Source organism: Corallococcus sp. AB018, assembly GCF_003986945.1.
GTDB lineage: Bacteria > Myxococcota > Myxococcia > Myxococcales > Myxococcaceae > Corallococcus > Corallococcus exiguus.
In genome coordinates this window covers 23,995-38,081 of record NZ_RAWR01000089.1, presented here as the reverse complement: position 1 = coordinate 38,081, position 14,087 = coordinate 23,995, and the positions used below count along the sequence as shown (strand labels likewise).

Genomic DNA, 14,087 nt, shown 5'->3' with positions numbered 1-14,087 from the left:
GCGTGGGGGGAAGGGCTTCCGCGATGCGGGGACGCATCACCGGCTGGACCGCCTGGAGCGCGGACACCGACAGGCCGGCCATCACGCGGAAGGCGGGCGTGCCCGGCGCGGTGCCCAGGCCGGGGCCGCCCAGCGCGAACACCTCCATCCGGGAGCCCAGCGCGTAGCGGCCTCCCGCCAGCAGCTCCATGGGCATGGGGCTGTCCGTCAGGGGGACCGCGGAGCGCAGGCCCAGCTCGCCGCGCAGCTTGTGGCCCGTGGTGGCCACGGTGGCCGCCCAGGGCAGCTCCGAGCCGACCGCGTTCGAACCCACCGCCGTGCGGTTGCGCAGCCGGACGCCCGCCTCCAGGCCCAGCACCACCGGACCCACCGTGCGGCCCGCGGACACGCGCGGCGTCACGTCCCAGCCGCCGCTGCCCTGGAGCGCGTCCTTGTTGCCCACGGGCAGGCCCACCGCCAGCTCCGCCGCCAGCGACACCGGCGCGGACGCCTCATCCAGGAGCCCCAGCCGGCCCTGCAACACCGGCGTCCCCAGGCCCCACGACGAGGGGGACGTCATGCCCACGTTGGAGAACCCGCGCGTGCCCTGGTGGGCCATGAGGGGGAGGATGGCGCCCACCTCGAACCGCTTGCTCACCGTATAGGTGCCCGCCAGCTGCACTTGCGTGCGCGACCCGACGAGCGAGTCCATCCGCTCTCCATCGCGGTAGAGCGTGAGCGGCGAGCGCTCGTAGTGCGCCGCCAGGGCCAGGCGCAGCTCACCGGGCTCGCGCAGGCTGCCCGCCGCCGTGCCGAGCGCGGCGCGCGACGTGGGGTTGAGGCTCAGCCGCTCCAGGTCGAAAGCAGGGGCAGTGGTCGAGGCGGCGCTGGCCAGGGAGGGCAGCAGGGCCAGGGTGGACAACAGACGAAGGCGGGTCGGCAGGGGCATTGAAGTTCGAAACATCTGGCTCTCGTGATGTGGCGGGTCGGGCTGGCGACAGGGGGGAACGAAAGCTGGACGGGCAAGATGAGAACTTGTGAGGAATTGATTTCTGGAGACTTGTTTGGACCGCCAGGGCAGCTCTTGAGCCTGGTTTTGCCGCTTGTCGCGGAGGCAATCGCAAGCAGTGAAACAGCCGCATTGCTGGAGTGTGACTGGATTCGGGGGGCTCGCGGAGCACCTGGCGGGGCGTCTTGTCTGGATTCAAGAACCAGGATCTGGAAACTGGACAGCCTGCCGGCCCAAGAGGGAGGCGGCACGCTGTCCTGCCGCCACCACCTGTGCCGGATGCTCCTTGAAAGGTTCGACTCGGACGTTCTGCCGCCGTCCTGGTTCGGAACGGTGTGAATCCGCTTTCGCTCAGGGCACGCTTGCGCTCACACCAGGAGCGAAGGGGACCATGGACATCATCCGCAACGACAAGCAGGGCGCGAAGGTGAAGCTGGAGCGCACCCCCACGGGACCGCCGAAGAAGACGGACAAGGAGGTGGCCAAGACGGAGTTCGACGTGCTGGGCGAGGAGCTGTTCGATCTCCAGGACCTGCTGTGGGGCGCGAAGATGAACTCCGTCCTCATCGTCCTGCAGGGGCGCGACACCGCCGGCAAGGACGGCACCATCAAGCACGTGGTGGGCAGCCTCAATCCGCGCGGGGTGAGCGTCACCTCCTTTGGTGTGCCCAGCACGGAGGAGCGGGAGCACGACTTCCTCTGGCGCGTGCACTGCAAGACCCCGCGCCTGGGCGAGTTCTCCATCTTCAACCGCTCCCACTACGAGGACGTGCTCGTGGCGCGGGTGAACAACCTGGTGCCCAAGGCGCTCTGGAAGTCGCGCTACCAGCACATCCGCGACTTCGAGACCCTCCTCTGGGAGCACGGCACCATCATCCTCAAGTTCTTCCTCCACATCAGCCAGGAGGAGCAGGAGCAGCGGCTGCTGGCTCGCGAGGAGGAGCCGCGCAAGGCGTGGAAGATCGCCGCGGGCGACTGGGAGGACCGCAAGCACTGGGCGGACTACACGCGCGCCTATGAGGATGTCTTCGCCCTCACGTCCACCGAGCAGGCGCCCTGGCACCTGGTGCCCTCGGACGCCAAGTGGTACCGCAACCTGGTGGTGGCCCGCGCCGTGGCGGAGGCCCTGCGCCCCTACCGTGAAACCTGGCAGGCCCGGCTGGACGAGGTGGGCAAGCAGAAGAAAGCGGAGCTTCGCGCCTGGCGTAAGAAGCGCTGACCCGGCCGTGACATGGGGATGGGACAACGCTCGCGGTCATCCGTCCCGGTGTGTCGCCGGGCGGGCACCGCCGGAGCCCTGTCCCCATGGAACGAACCGCGTCGCCATCGAGCAAGGACCTCATTGCCCGCACGCGTCCCTACGCGGCCCAGGACACCGCGCGCTCCCTCTGGGCGCTCGGCTCCACCTACGCCGCGCTCGTGGGCGCGGTGGTGCTGGCGGTGGCCGCGCCCTGGTGGCCCCTGCGCATCGTGGGCGGCCTCATTGAAGCGCTGGTGCTCATCCGCTGCTTCATCCTCTTCCACGACGCGATGCACGGGGCGCTCCTGCCGAAGTCCCGGTGGGCCAAGGCGCTCTTCCAGGTGCAGGGGCTGCTCACGCTCACCCCGTCGCGCATCTGGAATGACACGCACAACCATCACCACGCCAACACCGCCCGCATCGCGGCGGATTCGGCGGGCACCTTCGCCACCTGGACCACGGAGCAATGGCGCAAGGCCACCGGCGCCCAGCGCCTGGGCTACGTGGTGGAGCGCCACCCGGTGACGCAGCTGTTCGGCTACTTCACCGCGTTCCTCTACAGCCTGTGCCTCCAGCCGTTCGTGAAGAACCCGAAGCGCTACTGGACGTCCGGGCTGGCGCTGGGCGTGCACGTGGCCCTGTCCGCGGCTGTCTGGCATGGGTTTGGCCTGGGCGTCTACCTCACGGCCTTCCTGGGGCCGCTGTTCGCCGCGTACGCGCTGGGCACGTACCTGTTCTACGCGCAGCACAACTTCGACGAGGTGGCCATCCTGCCGGAGGCGTCGTGGAGCCACGCGGACGCGGCGCTGGAGGCCAGCAGCTACATGCGCTTCGGGCCGGTGATGGAGTGGTTCACGGGCAACATCGGCTACCACCACGTCCACCACCTCAACCCACGCATCCCGTTCTACCGGCTGCCGGAGGCGATGGCGTCCATCCCGGAACTCCAGGGGCCGCACGTCACCACGCTCACGCTGAAGGACATCGTGGGGTGCCTGCGGCTGAACCTGTGGGATCCGTCGCTGAAGCGGATGGTGCGCTACCGCGACGTGCAGGTGGCACCGGGCGCCTGAGGATCCTCGGCCCGGCGGGTCCGTTCGGGACCCGCCCGAGGAACCCACCGGGCCGGGGTCTCAAGGCCTCAGCAGCGCGTGCAGGGCGTTGGCGTGGGCCTCCTCTTCGTCGAGGAGCTCCTCCAGCAGCCGCCGCGTGGTGGGATCGCGTTCCGCGAAGTAGGGGATGAGGTCGCGGTACGACGCGATGGCGACGCGCTCCGCCTCCAGGTTCTCGCGCAGCAGCTCCACCAGCGTCCGCCCTTCGTCGTCCTGGGTGTCACCACTGGACATGAGCCCTCCAAGGTTGAAATCCGGCCGGCCGCCCAGCTGCTGGATGCGCTCGGCGAGCCTGAGCGCGTGGTCCTGTTCGTCGCGAGCGTGCAGGCCGAACGCGGCCTTCATCGCCTCGTGACACGCGCCTCCCGCCAACAGGGCGTGGCACGTGTAGCGCCGCACGCAGACGACCTTGGTCGCCAGTGCGGCGTTGAGCAGCGTGATGCGGACCCCCAGCTCCCCCGGGTCGGTCTCGGACGGCTGCGAATGCGTGTCGGCCATGGCATTGCCCCCGGGCGGCTGCGTGTCCGGAAGCTGGGGGGCCCGGGCGGCGCCGTCCATCCCATCTGCCCCCGCGTGCCGGGAGCGCCGCGCCTGTCCGTCCCGCCCCGGGGCCCGTTGTATCTGGCAAGGGCCTTTCGCGGACGCCTGCTTCCACGCAGGGCGCGGGCAGGGACGTTGTCCGCGAACATCCCTTGCGGCCTCCAGGGCGGAGGAGGGGGTTCGGGGTTAGTCTTCGCCAATGAGCTCGAGCCCATCCAGCCGGCCGTCCGTCGTCGTGGCGGAGCTGGGGCCCACGAACACCGGGAAGACCTTTCGCGCCATCGAACGGATGCTCGAGCACGACTCCGGCATCATCGGGTTGCCGCTTCGCCTGCTTGCCCGTGAGGTCTACGACCGGGTGACCGCGAAGGTGGGCGAGGGCCGGGTCGCGCTGATGACGGGCGAGGAGAAGCGCATACCGCCCCGGCCTGACTATTGGATCTGCACCGTGGAGGCGATGCCGACCGACCGGGAGGTGGACTTCCTCGCGGTGGATGAAATCCAGCTCGCCGCGCACCGGGAGCGCGGGCACGTCTTCACGGACCGGCTGCTGCACGCGCGCGGCCGCAAGGAGACCTGGTTCCTGGGCGCGGACACCATGCGGCCCATGGTGCAGGCGCTGATTCCCCATGCGTCCACGAAGCGCGCCATGCGCCTGTCGCAGCTGCGCTATGCCGGGCGCCGCTCGCTGAAGAGCCTGCCTCCGCGCTCGGCGGTGGTCGCGTTCTCCGCGGACCGCGTCTACGAACTGGCCGAAGCGCTGCGCCGTCTGCGGGGCGGGGTGGCGGTGGTGCTGGGCGCGCTGTCGCCGCGGACACGCAACGCGCAGGTGGCCATGTATCAATCCGGCGAGGTCCAGTACCTCGTGGCCACGGATGCCATTGGCATGGGGTTGAACCTGGACCTCAACCACGTGGCCTTCGCGACGCTTTCCAAGTACGACGGCGCCGAGCAGCGCGACCTGTATCCGGACGAGCTGGCGCAGATCGCCGGCCGCGCGGGGCGCCACCTCAACGACGGGAGCTTTGGCGCGCTGAACACGCTGCCGGAGCTGCCGCCGCGCATCGTCTCCGCCATTGAAACCCACCGCTTTCCGGCGGTGCGCAGCCTCGTCTGGCGCAATTCCTCGCTCGACTTCGCAAGCCCTGAGGCGCTGCTGGATTCATTGTCGCGGGCGCCTCGCGACAGCGCCTTCGTCCGGGTGGAGCGCGCGGACGACTTCGACGCGCTCAAGGGCCTGTCGGCGGTGCCCGCCATCCGCGAACTCACCACCGACAAGGCATCCGTGGAGCTCTTGTGGCAGGTCTGCCAGATCCCGGACTTCCGCAAGGGGCTCTTCGGGCAGCACGTCGCGCTGCTGCGCGAGACGTTCCTCCAGCTGACAGCCGGGGACGGGAAGCTGGATCCGACGTGGCTGGGCCGGCAGGTGTCACCGCTGGACGATGCCTCCGGGGACATCCACACGCTGATGGACCGGCTCGCGGCCATCCGCATCTGGACGTACATCAGCCATCGTCCGGGCTGGCTGAACGACGCGGAAGACTGGCAGGAGCGCACGCGCCGCATCGAGGACGCGCTGGGAGACGCCCTGCATGAGCGGCTGGTGGAGCGCTTCGTGCAGCGGGCCGCGAGGAGGAGCGCGCGCCGCTTCGTGAGGGCCAGCACGCAGCCGCAGGCCGGTGCCTCGGACAATCCCTTCGCGAAGCTGGGGCTCCTGTTGACGGAGGTTCCGGGCGCGGAAGGCGCGTTGATGACGGAGGAGCAGTTCGTCCAGCGCGTGGTGGACGCGACGCACGATGCCTTTGAAGTGGACGCGACGGGGCGAATCTCCTTCGAGGCGCAGCCGCTGGCCCGGCTGGTGCGGGGGCGCGACCGGCGCTCGCCGCAGCTGGCGTTGGCGGAGCCGGAGGTGTGGACGGGCGGCGCGCGTCAGCGATTGGAGCGCCGGTTGGTGGCGTTGGCGAGGGACCTGGTCACGGAGGCCATGGGAGGCTTTCCCGCGGAGTCCTTCACGAGCGCGAGCCGCTCACCCGCGACGCGAGCCGTGGCCTACCAGCTGGCGGAAGGGCTGGGCGTCATCTCCCAGGGCGAAGCGCGCGAGCAGTGGCGGCTCCTGGACGAGGAGTCGCGGGAGCGGCTGAAGGCGCAGGGCGTCCACGAGGGCCAGCGGTTCCTCTACGTCACCCAGGCCCTGTCGCCCCAGGCCCTGGATCGGCGGGCCATGTTGACGGCGCTCTTCCTGCAGGCGCCGTCCCCGCAGGGCATCCCCCAGGAGCCGGCGCTGAATGTCTCGGCGCTGGCCGGCCGGAGCGCGCGGGCCTTCGGCTACGAGGTCATCGGGCCGGTGGCGCTGCGCATCGACATCGTCGAGCGGCTGGGAGAGGGATTGCGGAACCCGCAGGGCGCGAAGCAGGTGCAGGCGCTCATGCAACAACTGCGATTGGAGGGCGGCGTCCGCGCGCAGGTGCTGCGGTCGTTGGGCGGACAGCCTCAGGGTGCTGCCTCGAAGAAGCGGCGGCGCAGGCGGGGACGAAAGCCGTCGGCGACAGCGCCGGATACGAGTGGTGTCCGCGGCCGTGAGACGGCAGGCTCGGGCCGACTCAACGACCGCCCGTGAAGCCCCGGGTCCTGCTCCGGCACCTCGCTGAACTGCTGGAGTGGGGGGCCGTCCAGGGAGCAGGCCGGCGGCCTGGAAGGAGGGGAGGCGACGAATCCACGCGGGGCCTGCCCGGATTCGCCTATACGCTGGCCTTCGTCTCCCTCCCAGTCCGGTGGTCGTCCCATGAGCAGTGGTCGTGCCCTCTCGCCAGTCCTCCTCGTCGGTGCCGGAACGGGCGAAGCCACGTGCGGCATCCTCTACCTGGCGAGCTACCTGCGGCGCGGCGGGATTGAAGCCTTCGTGCGCCTGTGGGATGGGGACGAAAGCGCAGGGGAGGTGACGCAGTCCTTCGAGCGCCTCATCGCCCGCGTTCGCCCGAAGCTCATCGGCATCAGCCTCAAGTGGTTCCACCACGTGGACCGCGCGCTGCTCATCGCCCGGACCATCCGGAAGATCGACCCGTCCATCCGCATCGTCGTGGGAGGCAACTCCGCGTCGTACTGGTGGAAGGAATTGAGCGGCTACGACTGCATCGACCACGTCATCCTGGGCGATGGGGAAGTCCCCCTGCTGGCGCTCTGCAACGGAGAAGAAGCCCCGCCCAACGTCGTGACGCGGACGCCGGACGGCCGTCCCCGCCGGTTGCCGCTGGCGTACGTGCAGCGCTCGACCAACACGCAGGACGTCTACTACTCGCACTTCAACGAGATCTTCCTCAGCCAGATGGACGCACACTCCTTCTCCGGCTGGGTCGCGCCAGGGAAGGGCTGCGGCGAGAACTGCCTCTATTGCGGCGGGGCGCGAGGCAACCAGAAGGCGGACTTCGGACGCGCGAAGCCGTTCCTGCGCGCCGAGGAGAACGTGCGCAAGGATCACCAGGAGATCGCCAGCCGGACGTGGCAGATGCGCTACGACTTCGCGGGCAGCACCGCGGAGTTCCTGGGGAGCACCTGGGCGGGCGTGGACCTGTCGCGCCACTGCTGCACGTACTTCCTCTGGGGCGTGCCGCGCGTGGAGCTGGTCTCGGCGTTGGCGGAGACCTTCCAGCGCATCTACATGGTCATCGACATCGGCTGCTTCTCCGAACAGCAGCGGCTGGAGCAGATGTCCAAGGGCCTGCTCAAGCCTTGCGCGAAGGACCGCGAGCTATTGGACGTCATCGAGTCCGTCCGCCGCCATCCGAACGTGGAGGTCGAAATCTCCGGCATCGGGGGCCTGCCGTTCACGAGCCGGGAGCGGCTGGCGGAGGAGCTGCGGCTGGTGGAGCGCATCATCGGCCTGGACTGCGTGGTGGGCTACCAGCGGCTGGAGGCGCAGCCCGGGGCGCTCGTCACGGAGCACCCCGCGCGCTTCGACATGGTGACGGAGGCGAAGACGTTCGCGGAGTTCCTCGGCTACTTCGAGCGCCGCGAGCCCGGCGACGTGTCCGTGCCGATGATCCGCTTCAAGGACAAGGAGCTGGAAGCGGCGGTGCAGCGCAATTCGGACCGGGTGGACGCGCTGGCCTGGAAGCACCGGGACGAGAGGAAGCACGTCGACCTCCACGGGCGCACGCGGCTCAAGAACACCGCGTCCTCGGCGGAGCGCTTCACGCTGGGGGACTGGCTGGGCAGCCACCGGGCCCCCGCGAAGATGGCGAAGGAGCCGGTGACGGTCCTGCGCTCGGTGGACGGAATCACGTTGAGCTGCGCACCGTCCGTCAACCCGCGAAGGTTCACCGACCCCACGCTGACCCAGGGCGATGACGGAGCCATCCTCCTCGCCGCCCTGGCCGCCTTCGAAAAGCCCACCACCGTCTCCAGCGCGGTGACGCAGCTGGGCACCAAGGAGAGGCTGGATCCGCACTCCGCCCGCGAGGTCATCGACCATCTGGTGGACGGACGCTTCCTCCAGCCTGCATAGGCGCAGCGCCTTCCGGGCTCGTGGCCGATGCACGCGGCGGATGTCCCGTGGGCGGCGTCATCGGCTTCGCGAGCGGCACCGCCTGCCCGGTGACCCGTGCGACCTCCCTGGGCTCGGGCCCCCGGTTCCAGTACCCCTCGCGGGCCACCACGTGCTCGCCCACGGGCTGCGTCTGCCGCATCAGGTCCTGGACCTGCGCCTCCGGAAGGAGATGCGACTCCACGTCGGGCTGCACGAAGTTGTTCGCGCTCACGAACGTCCACCTCAACCCGGTGCTGATGCCCGGAGGCGAGAGGGGCTGCCAGCCAACGAAGCCATTGCCCCAACGCCAGTCCACCCAGGCAGGAGCCCACTCATTGTCGGGCCACCACAGCCAACCCTCCGTCGGCGTGGTGAACCACCGGCCATAGTGGAACGGCGCCCAGCCCCAGTTCCAATCGCTCTCGAAGGTCCATCCCCAGTCGCTGGAAACCCACCGGCCGGCGGTGGAATACGGGTTGAAGCCCACGCCTACCTCGTTCGGGTCCGGCCGCCAGACCCAGCCGACGTCCGGCAGGTCCATCCAGGTGCCGTAGGGCGCCAGTACCTCCCGGAACTGGGACATGGGGTTGTCCAGGGGCGTCGAGCTCGACGTCACCTGCGGCCCGAATTCATCCGGGCCCATCGCACAGCCTCCGCCTGCCAGGATGGCAAGGACAGTGGCGCCGCCGGTCCGAAGCCAGCGCACCCGGGGATGCCAGGAGCCCATGTCCGCTTCCTTTCGTGGGGGTCTCTGCCCTGCAAGGTGAGGACGCCTTCACGCAACTTCACGAGCCGTGCACGTGCAGGAGGCGTATGAACGCCTGAACGGAGGCTCCAATGGCAAACGCCAAGGCCATGCTCGGAAGCATGCTGGGCCGGTTTCTCTTCACCGAAGCGAAGGTGACCCAGGTGCGCGAAGTCTCGCGCGCCTTTCGACAGATTGACTGTGAAGGGCCCGCGCTGCGGGGGCAGGGATGGAGCCCCGGCGACAAGGTGCAGGTGTTCCTGCCAGGGCTGGGCATGCGCACGTACACGCCGCTGTCGTGGGACGAAGCGCGAGGGGCCACGGCCTTCCTGGTGTACCTGCACGGCGACAGCCCGGGAGCGAAGTGGGGCCGCGACGTGCGCACCGGGGACACGGTGCAATTCTTCGGCCCCCGTCGCTCGGTGGCGCTGGAGTCCGGCGACGCGCCGGTGGTGCTCTTCGGTGACGAGACGTCCTTCGCGGTGGCGCACGCGTTCCGCACCGGAGCGAAGCGCGACGTCACCCCCATCTTCGAGGTGACACGCCGCGAGGACTGCGCGCCCGCGCTGCGCGAGCTGGGCTTCGAGGGCCAGGACGTGGAGCGCACGGCAGGCGACGCGCACCTGGCGCAAGTCCACGAACGGCTGCGCGAAGCCCTGCGCACGAAGCCCGGCGCGACGCTGGTGATGACGGGCCGGGCGCAGTCCATCCAGGCCCTGCGCTCGCGGCTGCGCGGCGACGGCGAACGCGCCACGTCGAAGGTGAAGGCCTACTGGGCGGTGGGCAAGACGGGGCTCGACTGATTCAGGCCGGAGCGAACTGGAGGCCGCGCAGGAAGTCGTCGCGGCCCCGGGTCACGCCCGCGGGACGGCGCTTGGACTTCTGCCGCAGGAAGCGCGAGGCGTCCTGGCGGCGGTAGCAGGTGAGGAGCCGGTCCTCGTCATTGAGGATGAGGATCCACCCGCGGGCCTGCCGCGCCAATGACGAGTCACGCAGCGCGACCGGCAGGTCTCGCTCGTGCACGGTGAGGTGGGTGGCACCACACGCCCGGGCGGGAGTACCGAACTCGAGGATGAACGCGATGACCTCCTCGCGCAGCCTCCACCGGGAACACTGTTCGACGAAGAGGCGGGTGAGGGAGAACACGGACGACGCGGGGTTCTGGCGCATGGCGGGCTATCTCCTTGCGTGCTTCCCAATACACATGGCGTTCCAACACCCCGCGCACGCGATTCCGCGCACTTGCGCGGATCCCCCAGCGGCCCCGAAAGACATTCCGTCAATCCCGCCCGCGGCCCGTGTCACCCAGGCACGAATCCTTCACGAAGGCCGCCGTCCCTCACGGTGCGTGAGGTCACCGCCCACTCCCAGGGTTGGCCCCGTTCTGAAGAAAACCTTCACAGGCCATGCGGCATTTTGACAGGCTCGCGGAGGGCGGGACCGGGGCAGCATGGCCCGTCCGGCCTCGCGACGCTGCGTGTGAGGCCGGACGACCTCTGGCCGAAGGGATGGACGGGGCACGATGAATCTTCGCTCGAAGGCACTGGGAGCCGTGCTGGGCGCGGGGGCGGCGGGGCTGTCGCTGTCGCTCCTGATCAGCGTGGGATGCGGAGGCCGCGCGGCGCATCCGGCCGTGGTGCCGCCGCCCGCGAATCCGCAAGCACTCCGGCCGCCGGAGGCCTTCGCGGGCATTGGCGACAAGAAGGAGCGCTCGCAAGCGCTGTTCCTGGAGGCGAGCCGGGTCATGCTGCATCCCCGCTGCGTCAACTGCCACCCCGCGGGCGACAGTCCGCTGCAAGGTGAAGAGGGCAAGGTGCACGACCCGCCGGTGGTCCGGGGCCCTGAGGACCAGGGGGTGCCCGGCCTGGAGTGCACTTCCTGCCACCAGGACCGCAACGCGCAGCTGGCGCGGATCCCCGGCGCGCCCAAGTGGCACGTGGCGCCCAAGGTGATGGCGTGGGAGGGGCGCACGCCGCGCGCGCTGTGCGAACAGTTGAAGGACCCGGCGCGCAACGGCGGAAAGAGCCTGGCGGAATTGATTGAGCACTCGGCGCATGACGAGCTGGTGGGCTGGGGCTGGAAGCCCGGGGCGGATCGGGTTCCGGCGCCGGGAACGCAGGCGGAGTTCGGGGCCCTGGTGGCCGCGTGGGTGAAGGATGGCGCGGAGTGCCCGCGCGAGGAGAGCCGACCGTGAGCATCCGTCTGCGAGTGAATGGGACCGAGCACGTGCTGGACGTGGATCCGGAGATGCCGTTGCTCTGGGCGCTGCGCGACGTGCTGACGTTGACGGGCACGAAGTACGGCTGCGGCCAGGCGCTCTGCGGCGCGTGCGTGGTGCACATCGACGGCGCGGCGGTGCGCTCGTGCGTGACGCCGGTGCGCCGCGCGGACGGCCGCGAGGTGATGACCATCGAAGGCCTGTCGCCGGACGGCTCGCACCCGTTGCAGAAGGCGTGGGTGGACCTGGCGGTGCCGCAGTGTGGCTTCTGTCAGGCGGGGCAGATCATGACGGCGGCGGCGCTGCTGGCGAAGAAGCCGAAGCCCACCGACGCGGAGATCGATCAATCGCTGGCGGGCAACCTGTGCCGCTGCGGGACATATACGCGCATCCGCACCGCCGTGAAGAAGGCGGCGGGACTGCCGACGGAGTGAGGGCCGCCACCATGCAAGACACACGCATCCGTCTGTCGCGCCGCTCCGTGCTCGAAGGAATGGGACTCGTGGCCGCGGGCCTGGGGCTGGAGGTGTTCCTGCCCGCGAGGGCCCACGCCGCGCCCATGCCCACGTCGCTGCCGGAAGTGCCCACGGGGGGCCTCCGGGCCAACGTCTTCGTGCACGTGGCGCCGGACGGCGTGGTGACCATCGTCTGCCACCGCTCGGAGATGGGTCAGGGTGTGCGCAGCTCGCTGCCGGTGCTCATCGCGGACGAGCTGGGCGCGGACATGGCCCATGTGAAGGTGGTCCAGGGCGACGGCGACGAAGCCTACGGAGACCAGAACACGGACGGCTCCAGCAGCGTGCGGAAGATCTTCGACGACCTGCGCTACGCGGGCGCGACGGCGCGCACGATGCTGGTGGCGGTGGCGGCGAAGCGCTGGAAGGTGGCGCCCACGGAGTGCGAGGCGCGCGACCACGCCGTCTTCCACAAGGGCACGCAGCGGACGCTGAAGTTCGGCGAGCTGGCCGGTGACGCGGCGAAGCTGAAGGTCCCCAAGAAGGACGCGGTGACGCTCCGTCCGCGCAGCGAGCTCAAGCACCTGGGCAAGGAGCTGCCGCTGCTGGACGGGCCGGACATCGTGACGGGCCGGGCGGTGTTCGGCGCGGACGTCGTGTTGCCGGGGATGCGCACGGCGGTCATCGCGCGTCCGCCCGTGGCGGGAGGCAAGGTGGCCCGCTACGACGCGACGAAGACGCTGGCGGTGCCGGGCGTGCGGCAGGTGGTGGAGTTGCCGGCGGCGACGAAGCCCTTCCTGTTCCAGCCGCTGGGAGGCCTGGCGGTGGTGGCGGACAACACCTGGGCGGCGATGAAGGGCCGCGCGGCGCTGGACGTGACGTGGGAGGGTGGGGACAACGCCGTCTACGACTCGGAGGCGTACCGCGAGCAGCTGCTGGAGGTGATTGGCAAGCCGGGCAAGGTGGTGCGCAACGTCGGCGACGCGCAAGGAGCGCTGGCGAAGGCGGCGAAGCGGGTGCAGGCCACGTACAACACGCCGCACCTGGCGCACGCGCCCATGGAGCCGCCCGCGGCGGTGGCGAAGGTGGAGAACGGCACCTGCGAGGTGTGGGCCACGACGCAGAATCCGCAGGCCGCGCGCAGCGAGGTGGCGAAGGCGCTGGGCCTCGACCCGTCGAAGGTGACCATCCACGTGACGCTGTTGGGTGGCGGGTTCGGCCGCAAGTCGAAGCCGGACTACGTGGTGGAGGCGGCGCTGGTGGCGAAGGCGGCGGGCGCGCCGGTGCGCCTGCAGTGGACGCGCGAGGACGACGTGCGCCACGACTACTACCACTCCACGAGCGCGCAGCGGCTGGAGGCGGGCCTGGACGCGAGCGGCAAGGTGGTGGCGTGGCACCAGCGCATCGCGTTCCCGCCCATCGGCTCCACGTTCTCCGACGCGACGTTCGCGGGGGACGGAGAGATGGGGCAGGGCATCGTGGACCTGCCGCTGGCCATCCCGGACATCCGGATGGAGAACTGCGAGGCGCGGGCGCACACGCGCATCGGCTGGCTGCGGTCCGTGGCGAACATCTACCACGCGTTCGCGGTGCAGAGTTTCATCGACGAGCTGGCGCACGAGCGCGGCACGGATCCGCGAGACACGTTGCTGGAGGTGCTGGGGCCGTCGCGCATCGTGACGCCCAAGGACCTGGGCGTGGCGAAGGTGCCGAACTACGGCCAGTCCCTGGAAGAGCACCCGGTGGACACGGCGCGGCTGCGCAGGGTGATTGAAAGGGTGACGGGCCTGTCTCGCTGGGACGAGCGCAAGCGGGAGGGAAGGGCGCTGGGGCTGGCGGCGCACCGCAGCTTCCTGACGTACGTGGCGGTGGTGGTGTCGGTGGTGAAGGACGCGGACGAGCGCATCCGGGTGGACGAGGCGTGGATCGTCGCGGACGCGGGCACCATCGTGAACATGGAGCGCGTGCGGGCGCAGATGGAAGGCGCGGTGGTGTTCGGCCTGAGCCTGGGGCTCTACGGCGCCATCACGATGAAGGACGGCGCCGTGGTGGAGAGCAACTTCCGCGACTACCGCCTGGCGCGCATCGCGGAGACGCCGAAGCGCATCCACGTGGACATCATCCCCAGCGACGGCCGGCCCGGAGGCATTGGCGAGCCCGGAGTGCCCCCCGTGGCCCCCGCCCTGGCCAATGCGGTGTTCGCGCTCACGGGGACGCGTGTGCGTGAGCTGCCATTGGTGAAGACCGTGAAGGTGTGAGCCGAGGGT

The 14,087-nt window shown here is 70.0% G+C and carries 11 protein-coding genes and 1 pseudogene; 8 read left to right on the top strand and 4 right to left on the bottom strand.

What is annotated here, in order from left to right; genetic code table 11:
- Positions 1-943: pseudogene (locus tag D7Y11_RS20145) on the bottom strand (OmpA family protein); the annotation flags it as partial.
- A gap of 436 nt (positions 944-1,379) precedes the next feature.
- Between D7Y11_RS20145 and D7Y11_RS20140 the strand changes: the two are divergent.
- Both D7Y11_RS20140 and D7Y11_RS20135 read left to right on the top strand, forming a co-directional pair.
- Positions 1,380-2,207, top strand: a complete 828-nt coding sequence (locus tag D7Y11_RS20140; protein WP_120575773.1) for a PPK2 family polyphosphate kinase — start codon at positions 1,380-1,382, stop codon at positions 2,205-2,207.
- An 86-nt stretch (positions 2,208-2,293) separates the two neighbouring features.
- Positions 2,294-3,301, top strand: coding sequence for a fatty acid desaturase (locus tag D7Y11_RS20135; protein ID WP_121753679.1), 1,008 nt, complete (start codon positions 2,294-2,296; stop codon positions 3,299-3,301).
- A gap of 60 nt (positions 3,302-3,361) precedes the next feature.
- Here the strand turns inward: D7Y11_RS20135 and D7Y11_RS20130 are convergent, their stop codons facing one another.
- Positions 3,362-3,838, bottom strand: coding sequence for a bacterioferritin (locus D7Y11_RS20130; RefSeq protein ID WP_158641967.1), 477 nt, complete (start codon positions 3,836-3,838; stop codon positions 3,362-3,364).
- 241 nt (positions 3,839-4,079) lie between these two features.
- Between D7Y11_RS20130 and D7Y11_RS20125 the strand changes: the two genes are divergently transcribed.
- Positions 4,080-6,497: a helicase-related protein gene (locus D7Y11_RS20125; protein ID WP_121753681.1), complete on the top strand. Its 2,418-nt coding sequence runs from the start codon at positions 4,080-4,082 to the stop codon at positions 6,495-6,497.
- 165 nt (positions 6,498-6,662) lie between these two features.
- Positions 6,663-8,381, top strand: coding sequence for a radical SAM protein (locus D7Y11_RS20120; RefSeq protein WP_121753682.1), 1,719 nt, complete (start codon positions 6,663-6,665; stop codon positions 8,379-8,381).
- On the opposite strand, the gene D7Y11_RS20115 is transcribed toward D7Y11_RS20120, so the two are convergent.
- Complete coding sequence (locus D7Y11_RS20115) at positions 8,338-9,045, bottom strand: DUF6600 domain-containing protein (protein WP_199745957.1); 708 nt, start codon at positions 9,043-9,045, stop codon at positions 8,338-8,340. The genes D7Y11_RS20120 and D7Y11_RS20115 overlap by 44 nt on opposite strands.
- Positions 9,046-9,239: 194 nt before the next feature.
- On the opposite strand from D7Y11_RS20115, the gene D7Y11_RS20110 reads away from it, so the two are divergent.
- Positions 9,240-9,950, top strand: coding sequence for a siderophore-interacting protein (locus D7Y11_RS20110; RefSeq protein ID WP_126934507.1), 711 nt, complete (start codon positions 9,240-9,242; stop codon positions 9,948-9,950).
- A gap of 1 nt (position 9,951) precedes the next feature.
- Here the strand turns inward: D7Y11_RS20110 and D7Y11_RS20105 are convergent, their stop codons facing one another.
- Entirely contained in the window at positions 9,952-10,317 is a 366-nt protein-coding gene (locus D7Y11_RS20105) for a hypothetical protein (RefSeq protein WP_121780714.1), read from the bottom strand.
- A 352-nt stretch (positions 10,318-10,669) separates the two neighbouring features.
- Here D7Y11_RS20105 and D7Y11_RS20100 point away from each other — a divergent pair, with 352 nt between their 5' ends.
- From D7Y11_RS20100 to D7Y11_RS20090, 3 genes are read left to right on the top strand one after another with little or no spacing between them, the layout of a single operon-like run.
- Positions 10,670-11,341 carry an Isoquinoline 1-oxidoreductase subunit gene (locus tag D7Y11_RS20100; RefSeq protein ID WP_126934506.1) on the top strand — a complete coding sequence of 224 codons (672 nt, stop codon included), beginning with the start codon at positions 10,670-10,672 and terminating at the stop codon, positions 11,339-11,341.
- A complete protein-coding gene (locus D7Y11_RS20095; protein WP_120553579.1) occupies positions 11,338-11,799 on the top strand; it encodes a (2Fe-2S)-binding protein in 462 nt (153 codons plus the stop codon). The genes D7Y11_RS20100 and D7Y11_RS20095 overlap by 4 nt, the downstream gene beginning before the upstream one ends.
- 11 nt (positions 11,800-11,810) lie before the next feature.
- Positions 11,811-14,078 carry a molybdopterin cofactor-binding domain-containing protein gene (locus tag D7Y11_RS20090; protein ID WP_126934505.1) on the top strand — a complete coding sequence of 756 codons (2,268 nt, stop codon included), beginning with the start codon at positions 11,811-11,813 and terminating at the stop codon, positions 14,076-14,078.
- Positions 14,079-14,087 lie beyond the last annotated feature (9 nt).